A 25,097-nucleotide genomic window follows, 5' to 3' on the forward strand; every position below is an offset into this window, starting at 1 on the left:
TAGCTCTGTTTTTTTAATTGATTCTGAATTTGTATTTTGCATTCATCCTAAAAGTTCACATAAAATGATCGGCTTATTTTAGGCTATTCCTTTTTTCTTTAAAGCAAACCAAAATTCAACGGAATCTTTATGATTAGTTGCTCCATATTTTCCACCGTGCGCCTCAATAATCGCTTTGACAATAGTCAGTCCTAGTCCTGAGCCACCATATTCTCGGGTACGTGCTTTATCAATTTTGTAAAAGCTATCCCAGATTTTATCAATTTCATCGGGCTGAATACAGCCTCCAGTATTGATAACACTAAACACTATTTCTTCACTTTTCTCTTTGACTTGTATCGTTATCATTTTACAATGATCAACATGATTGATTGCATTGGTTATATAATTCGTTAACACTTGTTCTATTCTATCGGGATCAGCGTATACCTTATATTCCCCTTCATAAGTAACCGTGACTATAATCCCTTTTTCTTTAAAAATGAGGCTGAATTTTTCGAGCGTATTCTCGATAAGGACATTTGCCTTAATCGATTCTTTTTTCATCTGCTTGTATCCACCTTCAAGCTGAGAAAGATCTAACAGGCTAAGTACGAGTTTGTTCATTTTCGCTGCTTCATCAATAATTACATCACAATAAAAATCCTTATCCTCACTGTTAACATTGACCTTGAGCCCCTCAGCATAACCTGCGATTAGCGAAATCGGTGTTTTTAGTTCATGTGAAACATTGGCGATTAATTCTTTTCTTGATTCATCTATTCTTTCTTTCATCTCAAGATCTTTTTTCAGTTGAAAATTAGCGTTAGCAAGTTCGTTAAGCGTTTTATCCAGCTTTTCAGATAATAAATTAATATTTTTTCCTAGTTCACCAATCTCATCATTGGAGTTTACTTCTATTCTTTGTGAAAAGTCCAGATTGGCCATATCAGCCGTTAGCTTACCGATTTTAACAATAGGTTTTGAAATCTTTCTTGATACATAGAAAATTGTAATTGTCCCAATGACTGTAACCAATAAGGATAAATAAAGGATAAAATTGCTTGCTGCCCTGATGCTGTCCTTCATGGCATCGATGGATGTACTAATCTCAATAAAACCTTCAGTATCATCTGGAAGCTTAATTTTGGAATACATACTTAAGAATTCCGTGTTCATCCGTGGATCGGTACGGGTTACGATTTTTGGAAGTTTAGAAAAGTTTTCTTTTAAATCATTTATATGTTTATCCCGTTTATCTGGTAATTTTGGATAAGGAAGCTGATTATTATCCTTACTGTTTAAAAAAGCTGTCATGAAAATGACATGATAATCTTTGTCTGTAATAACAATATTAATGTTTTTACTATCTTGAAGTGCTGCAAGATGTTCTTCATAATGATTGTTTTTGGATAAAATTTGTTGCACCTGGGCAAGACTTTCATTAAGTGACTTCTTTTTTGAGAAAATGTAAAAATCCTCAAGGAAAAACATGCCAAAAAATTGGGTGATGATGACGAAAAGAAGGATAATAGATGTCAGGATTAAAAATAATTTAACTCTTATCGATGTCATCCGCATCCTTGCACCTCATTCTGTATCCAATTCCACGAACTGTTTGAATATAACGACTAAATATGCCAAGCTTAGCACGCAATTGTTTCACATGTGTATCTACAGTCCGAAGGTCACCAAAATAATCATGGTTCCAGACTGCATTTAAGATATTGTCCCTTGATAACGCAATACCTTCATTTTGAATGAAAAAAACTAATAAATCGAATTCCTTTGGGGTCAATTCAATCAGACAATTGTCAATATAGGCAATATGCTCGATTAAATCAATTGAAAGATTTCCTGATACGAGCCGTTCGCTACTTATTTTTCGTGATTGTTTCAAAAGATTTTCAACTCTTGCCACTAAAACACTTGGCGAAAAGGGTTTGGTTACATAATCATTTGCACCAAGCTTAAATCCTGTTAGTTCATCCGATTCTTCAGATTTTGCCGTTAGCATAATTATGGGAACTGATGATGATACTTTCCTTATCGCTTTTAATACTTCCCAACCATCCATTTGTGGCATCATAACATCCAAAATGATAAGATCTATTTTTTGACGCTGCTCTATAAAAATATCAATGGCCATTTTTCCATCCTCAGCAGTTAGAACGCCAATTCCGGAATTCAATAGGAAGTCGGAAACCAGCTTCCTCAGCCTCATTTCATCATCTGCAATCAGTATTAATGGTTTTTTCACGGTAAGACCCTCTCAATGTTAGTATGTATTCTATATAATTAGCAATAAATTGTGATGGAATTGTGATGAATAGAGAAATCCCCCTTTTGGTAGTAGTTCCTAGACAATTCTAATATACCAAAAAGGAGGATTCTTTTATTTTGTAAAATATACAGTTAAAAAATGTCGAAAATTTTAACTTAGTGCTATGCAAATATTTTTTGCTTCTGTGAAGAATTCCAAACTATGATGACCACCTTCTCGGCCAATCCCGCTTTTCTTAAATCCACCAAATGGAGCTCGTAAATCGCGAACAAACCAGCAATTCACCCAAATGGTACCAGCTCGAACATGATGAGAAATTCGATGTGCTCGTTGTAAGTTTTCTGTCCATACAACACCATTAAGTCCATACTCAGTGTCATTCGCTATTTTTAATGCTTCTTCCTCGGTATCAAACGGAATCAAGGTCACAATTGGTCCGAAGATTTCTTCTTGGCATATCCTCGCCTGATGATTTTCTTGCACATAGACCGTTGGCTCTAAATAATAGCCATTTTGTAAATAATCCGGTAGTTGCGGGCGTTTGCCTCCACATACCAAAGTAGCATTTTCTTCTTTTGCTACCTCAAGATAGCTGATTACCTTGTTATAATGCGCTTCACTGACAACTGGGCCCATTTTTGTATCCTCATTTTGGGGATCCCCCACTTTTAACTCCATTGCCTCCTTCTTGAACCTTTCTAAAAATTCATCAAAGATGGTTCGTTGGACTAAAATTCTCGATCCTGCCAAACACACCTGTTCCAGGAATTCATGAAGGCAGCTTGAATCGAAACGGGAATCGCTTTATCGAGATTGGCATCCTCAAAAACGATATTAGCAGCCTTGCCACCAAGCTCAAACGACACTTTTTTCAATGAATCAGCACCATTTTTCATAATCCTTTTTCCAGTAGACGTGGAACCGGTAAAGGAAATTAAATCCACTTCAGGATGTGTCGTTAAGGCAGTGCCAACAACACTCCCCAATCCATGTACAACATTGACAACCCCATCAGGAATACCTGCTTCCTTAGCAATTTCACCAAGCAATGATACCGATAGAGGAGTTGTCTCAGCTGGCTTAATAACCGCGGTGTTTCCCGCTGCAAGACACGGTCCGAGCTTCCAGGTTGTCAGCATGAACGGAACATTCCAAGGTGTAATCAATGCAGCCACGCCCACCGGTTCATAGCGAGTATAATTGAGGTACGCCTCTTCCATTGGATAAACTTCCCCGCCCTGTTTTTCCATGAAATCGGCGAAAAATTTGATATTATTTGCCGCTCGGGGAACTTCATGGTGGACAGTCGAAAGATATGGTTTCCCGACATCAATTGCATCCAAGCGGGCAATTTCTTCTTTTCGTTCTAAAATAATCTCCGCCATGCGACGTAGCTTGGCACAACGTTCCGCCACAGTCATCGTCCGCCACGGGCCTTGTTCAAACGCATCACGGGCAGCGCGGCAGGCTTTATCCACATCTGCTTCCGTTGCCGCACTTACCTGTGCAATCAATTCCTGAGTTGCTGGATTTTTCACCGCAAATGTTGCACCGTTGCTTGCTTTTACATATTTACCATTAATATAAAGGTCAACTTCTCTTACCCCAGTCTGGACTTCTATCATTTCGCTACCTCATTTCTTTTTTACAGACTCACCGGCAATTCCCCAATGCTCAGGCTCCAACTCATTGATCATGACACGAACGCTTCCGACCAGGAGCTTCTAAAACATCAGCGACCGTATCTGTCACTCTACGGATCAAGATTTCTTTCTTTCCAGGTGAACGCCCTTTTAGAATATTGATTTGAATAAACGGCATAGCCTGCACTCCCTTTCTTATTCGGTAAAAACAGCTTCCACTGAGCCAATTCCATCAAAACTTGCCGCAAATTGGTCCCCGGTGCAATCGATACAGCTCCTGATAAAGAACCGCTTAACACCACTTCACCTGGCTTAATGCTCTGTCCTATTTTGTAAAGCCTATTGGCCATCCATGCAACCGCTCGGGCTGGATGCCCCATAACCGCCGCACCAGCACCGGTTGAAACAAATTCTCCGTTTTTCTTAAACACCATGCCCATCAGCTTGAGGTCTACTTGATCTGGTGCATAGAAACGATCACCAATAATAAACCGAGCTGATGATGAATTATCAGCAACAGCGTCTGCTAACGTAAAGCTAAAGCCGTGGAATCGGCTGTCAATGATTTCAATTGCCAGGAGCTACAAATTCTGTTGCTGCAAGAACGTCCGCAACCGATACGGATGGACCCTTTACTTCTTTGTTAAAAATAAAAGCAATCTCCGGCTCAGCTTTAGCATGTATCAAAGGCGAAAGCGAGATCGGCTCCCCTGCAAACAGCTGCATGCTTTCAAGCAAGACGCCGTAGGAAGGCTCATGAACGCCCATCATGATTTGCTTAGCCTTACTTGTCAGACCGAGTTTTCGCCCAACTCGTTTCGTCTGTTCTTCCTTGCATTTGATTTCAATTAATTCTTCCTGAACTTGATAGGCTAATGCTTCATCTAATTCTGGAAAACGGTCGACAAATCGATTGACCGGTGTTGTATGTTTTTCCGCCAGATACAACTCCGTGGCAATCTGAGTAATTACATCCGTTTTGATCATTAATTATCACCCGCTTCATTTTGACTTTTAAAGGAGACAGACACCGAACCGATGTGAGCAAATTCTGCGGTAAAGGAATCATTATGCTCAGCTGGAACGGCCGCTGTTAGCGCACCGGATAAAACGACCTCCCCCGCTTTTAACCAAACATCATATTTTGCTAACGAGTTTGCCAACCATGCTACTGCGCGTAGTGGATTACCCATTACTGCCGCACCCGCTGCCGAATCAAAATATTCTCCGTTTTTATAAACCACCATTCCAATATTTGTTAAATCTATATTCTCAAGGCTAGTTGGATTTCCACCGAGGATCGCCCCAGCAGATGAACCGTTATCCGCAACCGTATCTTCAAATTTAATATTCCAATTCTCTATTCGACTATCAATCACTTCAATCGCCGGTACAATATAATCTGTCGCATCAAGTACATCCAAGATCGTTACATTTGGACCTTTTAAATCCTTCTTTAAGACAAAAGCAATCTCAAATTCTACTTTCGGCTGGAGATACCGGTCAAGCGAAAGTGTGTCTCCATCCAAAAACATCATGTCATCCAATAAATGGCCATAATCAGGTTGGTCTACCTGGAACATTTGCTGAATTGCTTTACTAGTCGCACCAATTTTTTTTCCAACAATAATCGCTCCGTCCCCCACTTTTCGGCGTATTTGCTCCAATTGAATGTAATACGCTTCATCGACCGTAATAGCAGGATGGGTTACTGTTAATGGTTTTATCGGCTGTTTCGCTTCCTCTGCTGCCAATAAGTCAGTCGCAGCAGCATGTATGGACACCTTCACTTTGAAATCCCCCCAATGAAACATTCTTGTTAAATAACTAGATTGATTAATTTGTAAAAACAGGTTTCATAATTCTCTCCAATTGATTTTCTAGACGTTGATTCCATTCAATCCTTATTGATTCGTTTTCAAACAATATCAAGGATGACTCGTTTGAATAAAGAAGTGAAAGCTTCCCTTTGTCTACAAAAGCTATCATTTGTCTTAACCTATTACGATGTTGTACAGTTACCTCATACTTGCCAGAGGCTGGGAATAGATAATAAGGATCAACCTTTACCTCCATTCTGTCTTTTTCAAATATGACTTTACCTTCCAATTGATAGGAAGCCCCTAAGTAATCAGGGATTTTTTCCACCTCTCCTGCTAAAATCAACTCTCTTATCAGTGTCGAACTAATTTTCTGTCCAGCAAGTGCTAGTTTACGTACCTTGATTGATTTGAGCTTTCCATCCGAATCTGCTTCAATCCGATTCATATTACCTTCTCCGCGATAGCCATAAGTAAAGTCAAAACCTGCGACTACTACCTTTGCGCCAAATTCAAGAAGATATTCATAGACAAATTGCCTAGGGGATAAGGCAGCAAATTCTCTATCGAAATGAACATGATAAAAAATATCCACCCCCATTTTTTCAAATATTTTTTGTTTTTGGGATGGGGGCATTAAATATGGGACAACTTTTTCTCCATTAAAAAGTACTTCTTTCGGGTGCGGAAAAAAACTCATAATCGCGAAAGGGAGCTGTTTCTCTGTCGCGATTTTTCTTGCCTCAAAAATCACACGCTGATGCCCCAAGTGAATTCCATCAAAGAATCCCAGCGCCATCACACATGGCTTAACACGATCTAGAGCCATTTCGCGATAGTTGTGAGTCACATGAATAACCTTCAAGAAAGCTCCCTCCCACATAAAAATTATAAATTTCCTAAACGTTAAGACCCTTCTCTTCTGCTAGTTTCACGGCTACATCTAAGATCCAATCCTCCTGGCCAGCCACCGCCTGACGTTTGCCTAACTCCTCCATAATTTCAGAAACAGTGACGCCAAATTTCTCTGCAGCATGGCGAATGTGCAACAGGAAGCTATTATAGACACCGGCATAGCCGCTCGATAAATTATCACGGTCAATCACAATGGGTGAAGGCATTAATGGGGCAACAACCTCCTCAGCGGTATCCATTAAAATCGATAAATTTATACCCGAATCGAGTTTCATTTTGTTCAAAACAGCTACTAAAACCTCAGTTGGTGCATTACCAGCACCGGCACCAAGACCTCTAAGCGTCCCGTCAATTTGATCTGCCCCTGCTTCGAGTGCTGCAATTGTGTTCCCAATCGCTAAACCGAGATTATTATGAGCATGATATCCTACCTCAATGTTCAATGCCTCTTTTAAAGCAGAAACCCTTTCTCTAACAGCTGATTGAATAAGCGCACCTGCTGAGTCAACGACATAGACACAATCTGCTCCGTACGATTCCATCAGCTTGGCCTGTTCAGCCAGTACACTTGCAGGCTGGGAATGGGACATCATCAAAAACCCAACCGCTTCAAGTCCCAGTTCCTTCGCTAAGCGGAAATACTGCTCTGTTACATTGGCTTCGGTACAATGCACGGCGATACGGATAACTGAAATGCCTAATTCTGCTGCTTTTCTTAGTTCAGTACTCGTTCCAATTCCTGGTACAAACAACGAAGCGATTTTGGCTCTTTTTGCCGTTTCTACAGCCGTTTTGATTAAATCCAATTCGGAATGAACCGAAAATCCCTGCTGGATTGTTGAGCCGTTTAAACCGGCGCCATGGCTGACTTCGATGACAGGAACACCAGCCTCATCAAGTCTTTTGACGATTGTCTGGACTGTTTCTGGAGTAAAGCTGTGGCTGACAGCGTGATCGCCATCTCTTAGGGTTGTATCTGTAAGTCTAGGAATCTTCATCGATTTACCTCCTTTACTCCAAGAAGATGTGCAGCATATAGATCGCCGACTTTATAGGCAGATGCCGTCATAATATCGAGATTTCCAGCGTAGGTTGGGAAATAATCTCCTGCCCCGACTACCTCATTCATCATCACAACGGTTGGTAAACGTCCCCACGGTGTGTCGCGATAATCCACAAATGGTGTTCCTTTTAGTCGATATCCCGGTACATAGCTCGAAATCTCTTCGGCAATCGATAGAACCGATGATGTTACCGCTTCTTCATCAAATTCTTCTTTCATCACGCAATATACAGAGTTGGTCATATTAATCGGAGGTTGTGCAGGATTAAACACTGGAATCGCTCTCGCCATGTAGGCACCTCCAATTTTTTGAACTGCATTTGCCGTTGTCCGAACGAATTCATCGACATTTTGTCTTGTTCCTGGACCAATCGAAACGCTAGCTGCAGTGGTAATGACTTCTGCGTAATGAACGGGAACAATACGGCTGACTGCGTAAACAAGAGGCGTGGTAGCCTGCCCCCCGCATGAAATCATGTTTACGTTTTTCGCTTCAAGATGATCATTCATATTAACTGTTGGTACAACGAATGGGCCAATGGCCGCAGGTGTCATGTCAACGGCTAACTTTCCTTTTGCCCTTATCGCCTCCGCATTTAACTTATGCGCTTTGGCACTCGTCGCATCAAAAACAATCTTGATTTCAGGATCCTCCAAAATCGCTGTAATGCCATGATGACTAGTTGGAATCCCCTTTGCCCGAGCCCTTTCCAATCCTTCTGAATGAGGATCAATTCCAGCAACTAAGGAAAGCTCCATGCTTCCGTCATTTTTTAAAATTTTGTACATTAAGTCTGTACCAATATTTCCAGAGCCTAAAATGGCAACCTTTATTTTGGTCATCTATCTTACTTCCTCTCTCGTGATCTAGCAATTAAGGTTTTATAACTTCCTTATTCGTAACGGGAGTTCCAATTAACCACCATGAATCAGGGAAGGCAGTACCAATCCAAGTATCACCATTACCAGGAACGTCCTCCATTTCCCAAATAACCGGATCCCAAGTAGGATCTAAAATTAAATAACCAGAATCACCGAACAATTCAATTCGATTGCCACCAGGCTCATGAACGTACATACAGAATGCTTGACTCACACCATGTTTATTTGGCGGAACCTCAATTGAGTAGCCGTGATCTTTAAGTAAATCGGCAACATCGTATAGATTTTGTGGAATTCCGTACCAGTAGCATAGGTGGTGTAATTTACCCTTCTCTTGATTTGGTTCTTGCATATAAGCAATCTCATGAACGAGATTGGAAACACTAATCCAACTTGCAAGAACATTACCGTTATCTTTGATTTGTTCACGCAAACGGAAACCAAGGGCATCCATCATAAATTGTGTATCTTCAGCTGGATTGGATGTCATCAGGTTAATATGGTCTAAGCGACGGACCTGGAACCCCGCGATCAGGACGTTTCGAAGGACGATTTAATAGTTTTGATTTATTCTCATCAGTTGCTTGATAGTATTCAACCTCCCAGAAGATCTCCATCTTATGGCCATCAGGGTTTGTAAATTGATAGGCTCGGCCATGGCCAATATCTCCGTCAATCCAGCCAATGCCTAAACCAGTTTTTTCAATTTCCTTGACACGACGGTACAGTGCTTGCGGAGAAGAAGCGCGCCACCCCATATGTCCTACTCCAGCATGTGCAGCCGCGGTGATTTTCAAGGTATTATGATAGAAATCCTCATAAGCACGAAGGTAGACGGAATCGCCTTCACGTGCTGTAACTTCCATGCCTAGGAATCTTGTAAAAAATTCAACCGATTCCTCCAGTTTCGGTGAAAGCAACTCCACATGTGCTAATTGTGCAACATCATAAATTGGTTCTTGAAAATTTGACATCAAACATTCCCCCATTTAGGTAAATTTAATTAAACTGATCGTTTTACTTATTAGACAGCATCTCTAAAGGCTGCAGTGAGCGATATTTCCCGTTAAAAAAGATAAGTGGTTCATCTTCTTCAAGCTTTATGTCTGTAACTCTACCTATGAACAAGGTATGATCCCCTTCGATATACTCATTGACCACTTCACATGCAACTTGTGCAATAGCTCCATTGATAACTGGAAGACCATCAAGTCTAGCAAAGTTCACCTCTAGTTTTTCCTTTATTTGACCAGCAAAAATCATCGATAGCTCCTGCTGATTGGCCGCTAAAATATTGACAGCAAATTTCCGACTTTTGTTAATTTTATCCAACATTTGTGCTCTTTCACCAATCGAAATCACCACCAGCTTTGGATCAAGGGAAACAGACATAAACGCATTAGCCGTCATTCCATGGACTTCTCCATTTACTTCAGTCGTCAGTACGGTTACACCTGCTGCAAACTTTCCCATCGCACTTCTAAATTTGCGATCATCCATGATAGTCCCCCTTTTTTACTTGTTAATAAATTCTCTTGATTGATTGGCCCAGGTGCTGTTCGTCCAACCATGTAAGTCGTAATCATTTAAAGCTGAATCAACAAATGCTCTTTGGATATCAGCAGTACCGCTTGCTTCAAAGTGGAATAATGCTTCCATATTGATGTTTTCATGATTACCAGCATAGTTTACTTCATATAATTCATGACGGCCGCCAAACTCAGTGCCGATTGTATCCCAAACCATTTTCAATAATTTCACTCTGTCTTCCGCATTAATCCCTGTACCACGATAGTAAGTATCCAAGTATGGTTTTAATTCAGGATTTAAGAAGTCTTTTGAACTGGAAGGTAACTGAATCAATCCACCTGCAACCACCTGCTCGAATATATTTTTTACTTTTACCCAAGCAAGTGGTGCGAGTGCACGGTAAGCGGCACTTGAATAAGAGTTCGGCATGACTAGTCCATTCGGTCCTTTTTCCGGCGCAGTTGCCATCGCCGTTGATAGACCCCAGAACATATTTCGAAGGGCGACCACTTCACCAATTTTCGATTGAACGCCACGGAAATTTTTCGTTCCGGCTGCCTCGGTCGCTTTTAATAACAGACCAGTCATAAAATCCAGCTTTACGGCTAATCGAGTACAGCCATGGAAGGTAAAGCGTGAAACAAATCCACTAGCCGCAACAAAGTTATTGGAAACCTCCAAATTGCGATAAGCAAGCACATTTTCCCAAGGAATAAATACGTTATCCAACACAATAACGGCATCATTTTCATCAAACCGGCTCGAAAGCGGATAATCAAACGGAGTTCCATTGGTTGCTGCTTGCAATTCATAGGATTGTCGACTGATCATCTTTAATCCCGGAGCATTCATGGGTACAAAGAATATCAGCGCATGGCTTTTATCTCCGTCCCCTAAATCAATCGTTCCGTAGTTAGCGACGAAATTATAATTCGTGAGCGCAGCAGCCGTTCCAACCATTTTGGCACCGCTTACAATTATTCCGTCATCTTTTTCTGCCACGGCACGGACAAAAACATCCTTATTTTCATGTAGAGATTTGGAGCGATCTACTTGTGGGTTAATAATCGTATGGTTAACAAATGGAACTTCCTTTGTGGCTTTTTTGTACCAGGCCTTTGCATTGTCTTCAAAGCCTTCGTAATAATGAGCAAATGTATTTAAATGTCCGATGAAGGAGGCTTTATAATCTGGAGTTCGACCCATAAATCCGTAGCTTAATTTTGCCCATTCAGCAATGGCATCACGTGCTCCCAGTAAATCCTCTGCACTTTCAGGTGTTCTAAAAAAGCGATGAGTTCGATCGCCATGTTCGGTAGTGGTTGTCAAAATATCACGTGTTTCTGGGGCATGAAGTGCATCATACATTCTTGCATAAGAGCGAGCAGCATTTCGATAAGCTGGATGTGTGGTAACATCGTCAATCCTTTCACCATTTAAATAAACTTCACGTCCATCCCGGAGACTTTCCAAATACTCTTGTCCGTTTAACAAATTTCCTCAGCTCCATTTCCTTAATTTTGATAAGAAGTTTTTTTATATTGCTACTATCCTTATGATAAATAATCAGAAAATTCTGCACAACAACACAGACTGTCAGAAAAATTTAATTTAACCACCAGTCACTGTTAGTTTCATTTGGATAATAAAAGGTCAGTCCGCATCCATGGCTACTTTCCCTGAATGTGACTGACCTTTTATAAAAAATATTTACCTATTATTTTTCAAACAACTGATGATCAATAATTTTTAGGGCTTTCAGCGCAATGAGCAGTTGGAAGCTAACTTGAGGATTACGCAGATCCTGTTTAAGGAGGTCGGTAATTTTGTTGAGCCGATACCTAGAGCCCGCTGATTGATAGGGCCAACTGGACTGCAGTTTGTTCGAGATTTCCACCATTAACTAAGAAATGATAAAGCGTCTCGATTAAGTCAATTTTATTGCTATCAAGATTTTCATAAAGCTTTCCGAGGGTATCTCGAATAATCTTTCGTAGCGCTTTTTCATTATGTTCATTAATTAAGACACCAATCACCCCCAATTCATTAAAACTAGTGATTGGCTTTTCCCTCGAACATAATCTTACGGCTGAGCGTCCTTCTTCGAAGGCTACAACAGCTTCAATAATATTATCGTTTGCTTTACTGATACCGGCCAAAAATAATACATTTTTTATATGCTTTTTTAGATGAGATAATAGAGAATGAGTGTTTTTTTCAATATTTTGTTCTTTGAATTGTTTTTCTGTAATTAAGAGAATTAAACTATCTGCACGTTGACCGATTAATACATTGCTCTGTTTTTCATTAAAAAAGGAACTTACCGCTTCAAATATATTCGTGTGGAGAGTAAGTTCTTTTTCTCTACATTGTCTAGTAACCTGATACTTTAAATAAATTACATAATAACAATCGGTTAAATTCAAATTAAGAAAGCTTGCCTTTCTAATAATCTCAGGAGCAGAAACATACTTGCCACTAAGGATTTCTTCCAAAAAATGCCCCTTAACCCGTTCCATTGATTCAAGTTCTGTTTTTTCTTTAAAAAATAGCAATGTACAAATATTTGAGACCCTTCCAATGATCATCGAATCAATATCAAGATTAGAGCTGTTTTCATTGCTGTAAAGAAATGAACAATACCCAATAATTTTCTCGTCTAAAAAAACGGGTGTAACAAGTCTAGATCCACTTGGCAAGTGAATCACCTTTGTATTTTCTATCGATTGATTTTTTTTCAAAAAATCATAGAATTCTTGCTGGTATGGCTTATACTTTTCGACACTGATACCCTTTTTCGCCAGCACTTGATAATGTATATTTTCGACAATTACAGGAAGATTGATTTGATTATTAACAATATCTAAAATGGATTGGATGTTATTTCCTTTTATTACTTCATCAGTCAAATCTGCATGGATTTTCGTGACTAATGACAAATTATTTTTTTCTATTAACAGCTTTTGATAGGTTTGTTCAAGCTCTTTGATCACGGGTAATTCTTTGTGGGAATATTGAAGTTCTTCTCCCTTCTCCTGCCATTCAGTAAGTCTGAGCCCTTCCCAAATACAACAGGGTGCTCCTTGCCCTTCACATTGAGTCTCTTTAAAAATCACCACCTCATCAATTAAAGCGCTTACATACCCACTCGCATAACCAGCCAGCGTGAAACATACAGGTTCTTCTGCTCTTCCTAAATTCTCCATATGCTGAGCTGCCTCGAATGATTTTTCCCATTTTCCATGATAACGAATCGATTTTACCTTATTTCCTTCTATCTCTAAATGATAATCTGTAATTTTTGATTTAGCATGTCCTTTTAATGCGTGTATTTTCGGACCATACTCAATTTTTTCAGCAAAGCTTAGTGAATCATTATGAATCACAGCTTTTACATCCTCTTTTCCTAAATGCCAGCCGTATTTGAAGAAAAAGCTTTTCATTCTCTCTATTCCAATATTTTCAATTAAATCTCGCTGTAAAACGCCAAATGCCATCGTTGGAATAATCACTGATCGTTCATTATTGCAATAAAGCAATTCACTCTTTTGAAAAATACGCAATAAATCATGATTTAGTAGAACTTGATTCGGCTCCATCCTATTTCCCCTTCACGAGATAATTTTTTATAAATTCAAGTTCATTTTAATGATATTTAATTCCAATAATTATAACTGAATTTTCTGTCATTTTAAAGAAGTGGATAGAACGATTTTTCCTGTTAATACTACAAAATCCCTTATCAATTCCTAACTCCCCCTTTTCTATACAAAAAAGCCGATCAATTACTGATCGACTTATCATTAACTATTTTGAATCAATAAAAGCATATAGTTAATTACATATTATGACCCATATTTGGCATATCAGTAACAATCGTTGGGTCAACCATTCCAGCGATCATCGCAACGTGTGCCAAGACTAAAAACAAACCTACAAAAAATACGTGAACTTTTAGTTTTCCTTCTTCTGATCTATTTCGATAAATAATATTTAAATCCAACAGTGCCATACCTAGTAATGGGACAATTCCTAATAGGTAGAATCCAACAGCTACTACATCGATCCAACCATGCCACTCCCCAGCTTTTGTGATTGGAATGACAGCATTAAAAAATAGATAGAAGAAAATTCCAGTAAAATAAAGTCCAGCAAAAATAGATGTGATTTTGTTTACCAATCGTAATGTTCCATTTAAATTCCGGGTAAACAAAATGGCTAACTCAGTAACCGCAATGGTTTCGGCACAGATAACCGGGATTGCCATAAAAATAATCAAATTCCATGGCTGATTATCGGCTAATAGACCCATATAATGTGTCATGTTCATCTCTAACATCCTCCTAAAAACACTTATGATGCATTTCTGTTAGATTATAGAAAATAGTTATGAAGATAAGATGTAGAAAGAGTGACAGAAACATGACTTATATTATTCTTTAAGAAAAAGATTACCAAGACAGACCTATTCCAATAATGAACACATTTCGATTTATTTAATAAAGGCATTTATCCTTTACGCTCTAAAGAGGAGCAGTTGCATTTACATCAGGAGCCTTTCGTTAACTATAAATTCTCAATTCCTACAACCGTGTACTTCTCGTTATTAACTGCAAGTTCTATCGATTCTTTACTCAAACCATGTATAGCTTCAATAATCACATTTTTATCAGCTAAATTCACCTCTACCTTTACTACTCCTTCAACGCTTGCTAATGCTTCATTTACATGTCCTGCACATTTTTCACATTTCATACCTTCAACTAATATTTTCTTTTTCATCTCGCTTTACCTCCAAAATCATTCTAATAAACTATTTCCATTTAACATTCGTTTTCTTCTCTTCATCCACAATTAATGTGAAAACATCAGGGCGTGAGTAATGTCCAACAGGATCAAAATCTAATTGACTTAAAGCAATATCCCTTAAGTCAAGGTCAGCAATCAAGATATCCTCTTGCCCAGTTACAGGTTTAACCACGTATTCCCCTAATGGTCCAATAATAGCACTTCCACCGTTTGACATAATATCCGGAGAGAACACCAGTTCTTCATAACAAGCTAAATCTGTAGGATACATGTCTTTCGTAACATATTGATTACAGGATAAAACAAAGCACCGACCTTCCATCGCAATATGACGAATTGTTGCTTGCCATGATTCTCTCGCATCCGCTGTCGGAGCAATGTATAACTGAATGCCTTTTGCATACATAGCTGCTCTTGCTAATGGCATATAGTTTTCCCAACAAATCAATGCACCTATTTTCCCATAAGGTGTATCAAATACCTGGAAGTGTGCTGCCGTCCCCCTCTCCCCAAACCACTCTTTCAGCAGCAGTTGGTTTTAATTTACGATGTTTACCAAGAAGTTCTCCTTCAGGGCTAAAAAAGAGAACGGTACAATAAAGAGTTCCACCACTTGTTTCTTGGTCTCTTTCAATAACACCAATAACTAAATAAACTCCCGCTTTTCTTGCTGCCTCACCTAGCAACTCTGTTGACTGGCTGAGGAACTTCAATCGAATTTTCCCAGTATCTGAACCAATCCTGGCGCCCTTCTTTCGTTCTCGAGCCTATTTTTGATCCAAATGAAAGACCTCTTGGATAGGCTGGAATGAAGGCTTCCGGAAAAACAACTATATTCGCACCTTTTTCTGCTGCTTCATGGGTCAATCTAATACTCTTTTCAATCGTTGCATCCCGGTCCATAATAATAGGAGCAGCTTGAACAACAGCAACTCGAACAGTATTCTGTTTATCTTGCAAAGCAAAGACCTCCCTATTTGGGTAAAAAGATGTATTACCAGAATCTCAATTACTTCCTATTATAAAAATATTATTAAAAATAGGACCATCCAATTCCTTCATTTCTTCCTCATCCATTCAAGACTTCTTTCTGATCTGTACTAAAAAGCCTACCACCCTATAAGATGGTAGACATCTTTCACATTAGTTCATTTCTATTAGAAACCTGCCAAAGGGTTTTTCCTCCTTCTTCATCTTCTAATAAGAGGACTGTTATCCTGTCCCCTTTTTGGAAAGAACGTGTACTACCAGGCAAAACCATTAGTGTGTCCGTTTTCGCCAAACTCAAAACAACATTTGACTTATCCATTCCAACAGGTCTTGCGATCATCTCACCATTTTCAAAAAACAACTTACTTCGAACAAATCTAGTAAATGGATTGACTTTTGGAAAATCACAAGCAAGCTTTGCACTTTCAAATTTAAGATAAGGAGAATCACTATAGAGCATCTTTCGAATAATCGGTCTTACAAATAGCTCAAAGCCAACATAGCTTGCAGAAGGATTTCCAGATAAACCAAACAAAAGTTTTCCTTCAAGTGCAGTTACAGTCGTAACACTGCCGGGTCTCATTGCCACTTTATTGAACAAGACCTTACCATTTAATCTCTTATAGATTTCTGGCATTAAGTCATAATCCCCTACCGATACGCCACCGGTAGTAATTAAAATATCGACCTTATTTAACGCAAACGAAATTGCTTCATAACAGGTTTCTATTTCATCCGGAAGCTTACCGAAGTAGATTGGAGCCGCACCGATTCTTTTTGCTTGTGCATCAATCATGTAGGAATTACTATTTCGAATTTTGCCATCCTGCAATGGTTCATTCACATCAAGAAGTTCAGAACCTGTGGCAAAAATTCCAATTGTTGGCCTAACGGCAACGGGAATTTGAGAATATCCAAAAGTAGCAAGGACTGCTTTTACTCCCGGATTTATTCTTGTCCCTTTTTTAATTATCGTCTCACCACATCTTGTTTCTTCCGCTTTGTATGAAAGATGTTCCCCCTCCCTCACTTGCCGTTTTACCGAAATATATTTTTCTCCATTTCTAGTAAACTCCTTTACTAACTCGAGCGCGATGACAGCGCTAGCCCCTTTCGGCGTTTTAGCCCCAGTCATAATTCTTGAAGCTTCAAATGGGCCGAGTTCATTCTCTGGAACCATACCTGCCGCAAGCTCCTCGACTACTATAAATTCAATAGGTGAATTGGAAGAGGCAAATACTGTATCCTCCGCTCTTAAAGCAAAACCATCATAACCTGGAACGTGTCTAAACATCGGTATATCATGAGTAGCGATAATATCTTCAGCCAAATACCGTTGATCACATTCATCAAGTTGAACCAGTTCTCTCTTACTACGAAGTTGATGGGCCATCACTCTTATTACCGCTTCGCTTATTTGGATAGGATTACGCAACTCCAACAATCATTCCACCTCATTTAATTTAACTGTTACTATTTCTTTTCTCATTCCTTACATACACCCACCTAGCAACTGGAAAAAGAAGAAGATTTAAAATACAAAGCATAACAACATTTACATAATTTTGATAAAAATACTGATGGATCAAATATTGTGTAAAAATAATGTTAAGCATTAATATTCCACATAATAAAAGAACACTCATGTAATTATGCTTCATATCGTTTCACCCTCACTGCGTAAATAACGCCTTTCTCCACTTTTACTTGAATTTCAGGTAACGAACGGCGAGGTGGGCCTGCTGTTGGGGCTCCAGTTTCAGCATCAAATTTCCCATGGTGACATGGGCAAATCATTTCTCCTTGTTCCTTGTCCCAAAATACAGGACAGCGAAGATGTGTACATGCATTTTGGTATGCAACAAATTTGTTATCGGACAGCCGAATTAGAATAGCGTCATCATGTTCACCCTGGAAACTTAAAGTCTACTGAATCACCAATTGAAAGGGATTTTATATCCGTAATTTTTTTATGCTTATATTCCTTTTCACCTAGACCTGCAAGCTCCTTTGCAGCCACTCCTCCCCAAGGAAGGGAAGATACAGCAAATACCCCCGCTGCCCCTACTAACGTTTTCATGAATCCCCGCGATCCAGCTTACGTTCATTATTGCGGTTAATATTATGTGTGTAATTATCTTCATCAAAAGGGATTTTATTATTTTTATCGGTCATTGTAATCCCACCTTAGTAAATTTTTGCTATGCCTTGTAAAATACCCGGAAGATTTACTTTCACATTCGTTTCTCCCTCTAAATAAGGCATGCTTGTTACCCATTTTCCATTATCAAGATGAAACTGTTTTTGTTTTCTACTAATCTCTTTATCTGTTAACCATTGCAGGGTGTTGGTCGGACAGGCACTCGCGCACATTGGCGGAATGCCATCCTTGCTCCTGGCCAATACATAGATCACATTTATACATTAAGTTTTGTTCGGTATCAAACTTAGGAATTCCATATGGACATGCAATCGTGCAGTTTTGACATCCAATACATTTTTCCACAAGTGCGGATAATACCGCACCTGGCTTTCATGAATTTGGATTGCTTGGGCCTGGACAGCTTCTTGCACAAGCAGGGTTGACACAGTGAAGGCACATAAGTGGCATCGTCTGCCGATCTACAAGAGGGTTGACATCGTATACATAATTTCTGTTTCGTTCCTCATGACCACCGCATTGAGTACACGCTGCTAAACAAGAACGACAGCCTATACAGTTTTCCAATTCAAGATACAACCTCTTGTCCATCTATTGCGCCTCACTTTTTACTAGTTTTTCAATCTGAGCTGCACAAGCTTTAAATTCCTGGCATTTTTGAAATGGGGTCGAGTGCTGGGTTCGTCAGGATATTTGCAGCCAATTCAAAATCCCAATGGTATGGAACAAATACCGTATCCTTACGAATTGCTTCTGTAATTTTCACTGTATAGAAAACTTCACCACGGCGTGTAAAAAGACGAACTCTTTCCTCATGTTGTATACCATATTTTTGAGCAGTTTCCGGATGTACTTCAACAAATGGTTCCTGGGCACATATCCTTCAAAAATGGGATTCTTCGAGTTTGATTGCCTGATAGATAATGGTAGACAACCCGTCCAGTTGTTAAACGAAGCGGATACTCTTCATCCGGTTCCTCAGCCGCAGGCACATAAGGAAGGGCCAAAATTTTTGCTTTTCCATCTGGAAAATAAAACTTTTTATCTAAGAACATATGTGGTGTACCCGGATCATCCTCATCCTTACATGGCCAAAATACGCCATCTTGTTTTTTAATTTTTTCCCAGGTGACCCCAAAGTAATCTGCCTTTCCACCTTTCGAGGCTAAGCGCAGCTCATTAAAAACATCCTCCGATGTTTTTAAATGGGAGAAGTATTTCCCACGTCCCATACGTTCTGCTATTTCCACTTGTATAAGCCAATCTGGCTTCGACTCTCCTAATGGCATTTGAGCCCGATTGATTTTAATAACACGCCCTTCAACATTTGTAGTAGTTCCTTCATCTTCTGACCAAGTCGTCGTTGGGAGAACAACGTCTGCGTATTCTGCAGATTCAGATAAAAAGAAATCGGACACAACCATAAAATCAAGTTCTTTTAATACTTTTCGAACATAGTTAGAATCAGGTGCTGAAACAACTGGATTGGAGCAGAGCAGATACATCGAACGAATGACTTTTTTCTCCATTAACCCAAACAATTCAAAAGCCGATACACCCTCTCCAGGCATTTCTTCAGGCTCAATTCCCCACACCTTCGCTACTTCCCTTACATGCTGGGGATCGGTAATTTTTCGGTATCCAGGTAATGCATCTGCTTTTTGACCATGTTCCCTTCCACCTTGCCCGTTTCCTTGACCGGTGATCGTTCCAACTCCTGCTTTTGGTCGGCCAACATTTCCAGTAACAAGAGCTAAATTGATATAAGCCGAAACATTATCAACACCTTTTACTTGCTGTTCAATTCCTCTCGCAAATAAGAGGATAGCATTTGGTGCTTTTCCATAGATTTCTGCAGCCTTGATAATTTTTTCAGGTGCAACACCTGTAATTTGACTAGTGTATTCAGGGGTAAATTGTTTGACCAATTCTTTTGTTTCTTCAAAACCGTTCGTATGGTTTTGAACAAACTGGTCATCTACATGACCGTTTTCGATTAAGAGATGTAAGATTCCATTGGCAAGTGCCAAGTCTGTACCTGGGTCTTAAATCAAGATGAACATCTGCTCTTCTCGCAACGGGGGTCTCCCTTGGATCCACCACAATCAAATAGCCGCCTCTTTCCTGAACTGCCCACACGCGGAACATCATCGTTGGATGACATTCTGCCGCATTGCTTCCCGCTAAGAATAAACAATCAGTTTCTGGGATATCAGTCCAAGGCACTGTTGACCCACGATCAATTCCCAAAGAGCGATTAATCCCGCTGGCTGCACTTGCCATACAAAAACGACCATTGTAATCAAGATGTTTTGTTTGCAGTGCTACACGGGCAAACTTCCCATTTAAGTAGCACTTTTCATTTGTCATAGAAACCCCGCCATAAACGGAAAGAGTATCCTTTCCATATGTAGCTTGCAGTTCCTTGAATTTTTTCACAATTAAATCATAAGCCTCGTCCCAGCTCGCTTCTCTAAATCCTTCCTTTGTTCCTTTTAAAGATGCATCATCTCGGATTAATGGCTTTAATAACCTGGCATCGAGATTAGTCTGCTGGTATGCTGTAACACCTTTAGGACACATCTTCCCTAATGTAACCGGCCAATCGTATCGAGGTTCAACCCCAATGATTTTATTCGTTTTTGTACTCACCCTAAGATTCATACCACACTGCATCGCACAATAACAGCAATGGGTTGGAACCAGGGTTTCATCAGGATGATTCACATTTTCAATTTCTTTAAAAAACTTATCTCTCGGATTTTTAAACTCAGACTTGTGCATGTTGATTAGTCTCCTTAAGCTTTACTTGATGAGTAGGGAATCCTGAAAACTGTGCAATTCTGTATTTGCGTCGACATGGAAGACAAAGTTCGCCAAGATGACCCCCTTCATTTGTTTTGAACTCTATTTCATTTATCTTTAATACATGAATGACATCTTGAACTTGTTCTGTTGAAACAAATTGGTTTCCACAAACCTTACAGTCTTTCATACCTTGTTCTGAATAATGTTCACGATAGTTTCTTGCGAGGACACTCATTGGACGAAACGGAATATGTGCCAGCTTTCCGAATGGCAAATAAACTAGTGTTATAATCACGGAAAATTGATGAATAAGCGACATGATTGGTTGACCAGCACCATGTAAAAAAACATTCATAAATGTTAGCAATAAACCTGTAACAGAAACGAAAAGCAGCATATATAGAGGCATAAAATCATAGATAAATTTTTGTTCAGCACGTGCCTGCATATTTTTAAGCCGTCTGTAAAGAGCCATTGAAACGCCAGTAATGACCATGATTGCAGTAATATTAAGTGCATTAAAGAAAACAAAAGCAATCCATCCGTCTGCCTTGACCTGTATTAAATCAATTCCCATTGCAACGACGGTATAGTAGCCCATTTCATCCATTGTAAAATACATCCATCCAAACACTAATGGAAAGGTAACAAAACAAGATAGGATACATCCCCAGCCGATTAACATATGCTGGGTCCACCTGTAAATTCCTCGATTCTGTATAAATTTGTGCGTTACAAGGTGTTCAACTGAAATGGCTGGTGTTTTCCTACGTCGAAGAAGCTTCAGCCCTTTTTTTATTAAGATTTTTGTTGGCGGTCTTTCACCCCATGCGATAAATCGGTAGAAAAAACCTCCTAAAAAAACGATGGTACCCACCATGTAACCATATAAATTTAAATCAATATGCGTAAATATTCTTGTACCAATGAAAGACAAAATAACTAGTCCACTCACGGATAAAAAGATCGATTTGGCAAAATTAGAAGCAAATGCTTGATTAATGGATTGATCTATTTTTTCGCCAGTCACAATACTTCCCTTCAAAGTTACCCCTCCTCTTAAAATAACTACTACTCTTTAGGTTTTTTCTTTTTCTAGCATTTTAAGGGTAAACTTTCTTCATGATGTAAAATGTGCTGTTCTTCACATCTAAAAGGGTCTTCAAAGAATGTTAAAAACTATTTTACAGAACTAAAAATCTTGCAAATTGGACCTTTTCAACTTTAAAAAGTGGATTAGTATATTGGTACGTGTCATAAATCGCTAGCCCTGCTTGACAGGAACATAGACAAAGCGATTTAATTTTCAATAAACGATTAATAATGTTAAACATGGCTGTTTAGACAGGCAGCCAACGAACAAAAATAAAATAAAAATGATGGTGAAGATGATGGAATGGAAACCTGGAGAAACAAAGTGATATCCCAATTTATCAGCAAATCGCTAATTACATTCAAAAGAGGATTGCCTACGGAGAATATCCACCTGGGAACGCTCCTTCCCTCTGAAAGAGCATTAGCTAAAGAGTTTGGTATTAATAGAGGAACCGTTGTTACGGCATACGATGTGTTATATTCCAATGGAATGATTGAACGGATTAAGGGGAGTGGAACAAAGGTCCATACAGATGTGTGGGGATTAACCCGTTCAAGAATCCCTAATTGGGATTTATATATCGAACGTGGATCATTTTTGCCTAATCTCCCGTTATTTCAACATATTCGTGGAGAAATCCATGGGAAAGACCTTATTAATTTTGCCAGTGGTGAATTAGCAAATGACTTAATGCCTTATGACATATTTAAAGAGATTCTTTCAAAAAATGAATTTCAACAAACACTAGGCTATGAACATCCCCAAGGAAACCTTGGTCTTCGTCATAACATTGTTAATCACTTAAAAGAGCTTAGGAACATTGAATGTTCTAGTCAGTCTGTATTGATTACTTCAGGCGCTCAACAGGCATTGCATCTGGTAACTCAATGCTTATTAGACCGAGGAGATGCGATTGCATACGAAGATCCCTCTTATGCGCATTCACTGCCAATATTTCGTTCAGCTGGTCTAAAGACATTTAAACTCCCTGTTGGAAAGAATGGAATAAACCCAGAGGATATTCTTTATTTGTATCAAAAATATAAGATTAAAATGGTGTTTCTTAACCCCATATTCCAAAATCCAACTGGAAGCATTTTGCCTTTGGAAAAAAGAAAACGAGTGCTGGAAATATCAAAGGAATTAGGGATTCCAGTTGTGGAAGATGATCCTTACAGCCTTATGTCATTTTCTAAACAATTGAACACCTCTACTCTTAAATCGTTAGATGATAGTGGCAATGTTTTATATATCAGTTCTTTTTCAAAAATCGCGGCTTCCTGGGCTTCGTATCGGTTGGATCGTAGGACCTGATAATGTGATTCAACGTTTGGCAGATGCCAAACAACAAATTGATTTTGGCCATAGTATTTTTCCTCAATGGCTTGCGGCAGAATACTTACAATCCGATTCATTTTATACAAACTTAGACTACCTAAAAAACAAGCTTATTGAAAAGAGAGATACATTGGTTTCGATTTTAAACGAAGAACTATCGGATCATCTTTCTTTCCAGGTGCCTGAAGGCGGAATTCATTTATGGTGTCGATTGCAAAATGAGCTTAATGAATACCACTTACTTGAAGCTGCATTAAAAAATGGAGTAGCATTTGTTCCTGGATCTTTGCTTAGCACTAAGAGTGGGTATATACGTCTAACTTTCGGACGAGTGGAATCCAATTTAATTGAAGAAGGGATTATGAGACTAAAAAAAGCAATCTTTCAATTATCTAATAAATAATAAAAAACTTCACCGCATCTAGGTGAAGTTTTTTATTATTAAGAATTTAATATATTTAAATGATTTGGAAATACCATTAATAAAAAAATTCAATGATCTGTTCATCCAATTTTCAGTTTTTAACCTTGCACTATTCAAACCTTTTGTGTCAATCTTTTCTAGCATTATAAACTCTTCAAAAAATCCCTCATTCTTTTCATCGCTTCATTTAGGTTATCCATCGAGGAGGCATAGGAACAACGTATATGACCTTCTCCACTTTCACCGAAGGCATTACCAGGAACGACTGCAACCTTTTGGCTGATTAAGAGCTGCTCAGCAAACTCCTCCGATGAAAGCCCTGTGCTACGAATGGATGGAAACACATAAAATGCTCCACCAGGCACATGGCATTTCAAGCCCATTTCATTGAGATGACTAACCACTAAGTTACGTCGCTGGCGATAACTTTTTCTCATTTCGATTACATGGTTCTTACCGTTTCTCAAACTTTCTATTGCTCCATATTGAGTCATCGAAGGAACAGAAACAAGCGTATTTTGCATTACTCTTGATATAGCTTGTGTTACAAATTCTGGCGCACATATATATCCTAATCTCCATCCAGTCATTGCAAATCCCTTTGAAAATCCCGAAACAATAATCGTTCGTTCTCTCATATCTTCAATAGCGGCAATCGAACAAAATGAATCATCATAGGATAATTCAGCATATATTTCATCAGTAATCACAAGTAAATCATGAGTAATAGCGATCTCTGCAATTGATTTTAACTCTTGTTTATTTAATAGACTTCCTGTCGGATTATTAGGAGAACAAATAAGAATGGCTTTAGTCCTTTCTGTTATAGCTCGTCTTATTTGTTCAGGCTGAGGCTTAAATTCGGTTTCAATTGAAGTTTGGACTAGAACCGGCTTCCCACCTGCCAGAGTAATCAATGGGGCATAAGCAACATAGCTCGGCTCTATCATGATAACCTCTTCACCTGGATTTAAAATAGTCCTAAGCGAAATATCTAACGCCTGGCTTCCACCAACAGTCACAAGAATATCTGTATAGGGTGAATAGGTAACTTGAAAACGACTTTTCATATAATAGGAAATTTCTTTCCTTAAATCAAGAAGTCCTTCTCTTTCAGTATACGATGTATAACCTCGCTCGATGGACTTAATAGAAGCATGACAAATTGACCATGGTGTTTCAAAGTCTGGTTCCCCACCCCAAGTGAGATAACCCCATCCATTGTTTCGGCTAAATCAAAGAATCGCCGTATTCCAGATGGCTTTATTTGAATAACTAATGAAGATAACTTAGATCGCATAATCCAATCACCATTTTTATTACCTGGACATCTGAAAAATACCCGACTATTATTT

20 protein-coding genes and 7 pseudogenes are annotated in these 25,097 nt (G+C 39.0%); 1 reads left to right on the forward strand and 26 read right to left on the reverse strand.

Translation table 11 applies throughout. The annotated features are described in order from the left end of the window. Window positions 1–78: 78 nt before the first annotated feature. From RGF10_RS16820 to RGF10_RS16930, 25 genes and pseudogenes are all read right to left on the reverse strand, one after another. Window positions 79–1,554 (reverse strand): sensor histidine kinase, encoded by a 1,476-nt coding sequence (locus tag RGF10_RS16820; RefSeq protein ID WP_318503940.1) that lies wholly within the window; start codon window positions 1,552–1,554, stop codon window positions 79–81. Continuing rightward, a complete protein-coding gene (locus tag RGF10_RS16825) occupies window positions 1,535–2,239 on the reverse strand; it encodes a response regulator transcription factor (protein ID WP_318503942.1) in 705 nt (234 codons plus the stop codon). Before RGF10_RS16825 ends, RGF10_RS16820 begins: the two co-directional genes overlap by 20 nt. 174 nt (window positions 2,240–2,413) lie before the next feature. Continuing rightward, window positions 2,414–3,888 (reverse strand): annotated as a pseudogene (locus RGF10_RS16830) (aldehyde dehydrogenase). Window positions 3,889–3,897: 9 nt separating this feature from the next. Then, complete coding sequence (locus RGF10_RS23940) at window positions 3,898–3,960, reverse strand: hypothetical protein (RefSeq protein WP_412176744.1); 63 nt, start codon at window positions 3,958–3,960, stop codon at window positions 3,898–3,900. Further along, window positions 3,950–4,075 carry a tautomerase family protein gene (locus RGF10_RS16835; RefSeq protein WP_318509540.1) on the reverse strand — a complete coding sequence of 42 codons (126 nt, stop codon included), beginning with the start codon at window positions 4,073–4,075 and terminating at the stop codon, window positions 3,950–3,952. Before RGF10_RS16835 ends, RGF10_RS23940 begins: the two co-directional genes overlap by 11 nt. Continuing rightward, the gene (locus RGF10_RS16840) at window positions 4,017–4,346 is read right to left on the reverse strand and encodes a hypothetical protein (RefSeq protein WP_318509682.1); all 330 of its coding nucleotides are present in this window, start codon (window positions 4,344–4,346) and stop codon (window positions 4,017–4,019) included. The genes RGF10_RS16835 and RGF10_RS16840 overlap by 59 nt, the downstream gene beginning before the upstream one ends. Before the next feature lie 127 nt (window positions 4,347–4,473). Continuing rightward, window positions 4,474–4,893 carry a 2-keto-4-pentenoate hydratase gene (locus tag RGF10_RS16845; RefSeq protein ID WP_318503944.1) on the reverse strand — a complete coding sequence of 140 codons (420 nt, stop codon included), beginning with the start codon at window positions 4,891–4,893 and terminating at the stop codon, window positions 4,474–4,476. After that, entirely contained in the window at window positions 4,893–5,696 is an 804-nt protein-coding gene (locus RGF10_RS16850) for a 2-keto-4-pentenoate hydratase (RefSeq protein WP_412176639.1), read from the reverse strand. Before RGF10_RS16850 ends, RGF10_RS16845 begins: the two co-directional genes overlap by 1 nt. 46 nt (window positions 5,697–5,742) lie before the next feature. Further along, window positions 5,743–6,591 (reverse strand): FAD synthetase family protein, encoded by an 849-nt coding sequence (locus RGF10_RS16855; RefSeq protein WP_318503945.1) that lies wholly within the window; start codon window positions 6,589–6,591, stop codon window positions 5,743–5,745. 34 nt (window positions 6,592–6,625) lie between these two features. Then, entirely contained in the window at window positions 6,626–7,639 is a 1,014-nt protein-coding gene (gene dmpG, locus RGF10_RS16860; RefSeq protein ID WP_318503946.1) for a 4-hydroxy-2-oxovalerate aldolase, read from the reverse strand. Next, a complete protein-coding gene (locus tag RGF10_RS16865) occupies window positions 7,636–8,547 on the reverse strand; it encodes an acetaldehyde dehydrogenase (acetylating) (protein WP_318503947.1) in 912 nt (303 codons plus the stop codon). Before RGF10_RS16865 ends, dmpG begins: the two co-directional genes overlap by 4 nt. A 31-nt stretch (window positions 8,548–8,578) precedes the next feature. Beyond that, window positions 8,579–9,043, reverse strand: a complete 465-nt coding sequence (locus tag RGF10_RS16870) for a VOC family protein (protein WP_318503948.1) — start codon at window positions 9,041–9,043, stop codon at window positions 8,579–8,581. A 37-nt stretch (window positions 9,044–9,080) separates the two neighbouring features. Further along, entirely contained in the window at window positions 9,081–9,560 is a 480-nt protein-coding gene (locus tag RGF10_RS16875; RefSeq protein WP_318503949.1) for a VOC family protein, read from the reverse strand. A gap of 43 nt (window positions 9,561–9,603) precedes the next feature. Continuing rightward, window positions 9,604–10,086, reverse strand: coding sequence for a flavin reductase family protein (locus RGF10_RS16880; protein ID WP_318503951.1), 483 nt, complete (start codon window positions 10,084–10,086; stop codon window positions 9,604–9,606). 15 nt (window positions 10,087–10,101) lie between these two features. Continuing rightward, on the reverse strand, window positions 10,102–11,610 hold the full coding sequence (locus RGF10_RS16885) for a 4-hydroxyphenylacetate 3-hydroxylase family protein (RefSeq protein ID WP_318503952.1): 1,509 nt from the start codon (window positions 11,608–11,610) through the stop codon (window positions 10,102–10,104). Window positions 11,611–11,833: 223 nt separating this feature from the next. Continuing rightward, on the reverse strand, window positions 11,834–12,016 hold the full coding sequence (locus RGF10_RS23945) for a helix-turn-helix domain-containing protein (RefSeq protein ID WP_412176640.1): 183 nt from the start codon (window positions 12,014–12,016) through the stop codon (window positions 11,834–11,836). Then, the gene (locus RGF10_RS16890) at window positions 11,958–13,715 is read right to left on the reverse strand and encodes a XylR N-terminal domain-containing protein (protein ID WP_318503954.1); all 1,758 of its coding nucleotides are present in this window, start codon (window positions 13,713–13,715) and stop codon (window positions 11,958–11,960) included. Before RGF10_RS16890 ends, RGF10_RS23945 begins: the two co-directional genes overlap by 59 nt. A 239-nt stretch (window positions 13,716–13,954) precedes the next feature. Further along, window positions 13,955–14,446 carry a DUF6803 family protein gene (locus RGF10_RS16895; protein ID WP_318503955.1) on the reverse strand — a complete coding sequence of 164 codons (492 nt, stop codon included), beginning with the start codon at window positions 14,444–14,446 and terminating at the stop codon, window positions 13,955–13,957. Between the two features lie 236 nt (window positions 14,447–14,682). Further along, window positions 14,683–14,898: a heavy-metal-associated domain-containing protein gene (locus RGF10_RS16900; RefSeq protein WP_318503957.1), complete on the reverse strand. Its 216-nt coding sequence runs from the start codon at window positions 14,896–14,898 to the stop codon at window positions 14,683–14,685. A gap of 31 nt (window positions 14,899–14,929) precedes the next feature. Beyond that, a pseudogene (locus RGF10_RS16905) lies at window positions 14,930–15,828 on the reverse strand (carbon-nitrogen hydrolase family protein). 235 nt (window positions 15,829–16,063) lie between these two features. Further along, window positions 16,064–17,359 carry a molybdopterin molybdotransferase MoeA gene (gene glp / locus RGF10_RS16910; protein ID WP_318503959.1) on the reverse strand — a complete coding sequence of 432 codons (1,296 nt, stop codon included), beginning with the start codon at window positions 17,357–17,359 and terminating at the stop codon, window positions 16,064–16,066. A 206-nt stretch (window positions 17,360–17,565) separates the two neighbouring features. After that, window positions 17,566–18,090, reverse strand: a pseudogene (locus tag RGF10_RS16915) (Rieske (2Fe-2S) protein). Window positions 18,091–18,102: 12 nt separating this feature from the next. Further along, window positions 18,103–18,667 (reverse strand): annotated as a pseudogene (locus RGF10_RS16920) (4Fe-4S dicluster domain-containing protein). Beyond that, window positions 18,668–20,860, reverse strand: a pseudogene (locus RGF10_RS16925) (molybdopterin oxidoreductase family protein). After that, window positions 20,847–21,887: a hypothetical protein gene (locus tag RGF10_RS16930; protein WP_318509548.1), complete on the reverse strand. Its 1,041-nt coding sequence runs from the start codon at window positions 21,885–21,887 to the stop codon at window positions 20,847–20,849. Before RGF10_RS16930 ends, RGF10_RS16925 begins: the two are co-directional and overlap by 14 nt. A gap of 388 nt (window positions 21,888–22,275) precedes the next feature. Here RGF10_RS16930 and RGF10_RS16935 point away from each other — a divergent pair. Then, window positions 22,276–23,721 (forward strand): annotated as a pseudogene (locus RGF10_RS16935) (PLP-dependent aminotransferase family protein). A 164-nt stretch (window positions 23,722–23,885) separates the two neighbouring features. Here RGF10_RS16935 and RGF10_RS16940 read toward each other — a convergent pair. Further along, window positions 23,886–25,042: pseudogene (locus tag RGF10_RS16940) on the reverse strand (aminotransferase). Between the last annotated feature and the right edge of the window lie 55 nt (window positions 25,043–25,097).

Origin of the sequence: Bacillus sp. T3 (assembly GCF_033449965.1) — a bacterium.
Classification (GTDB): Bacteria; Bacillota; Bacilli; order Bacillales; family Cytobacillaceae; genus Bacillus_BU.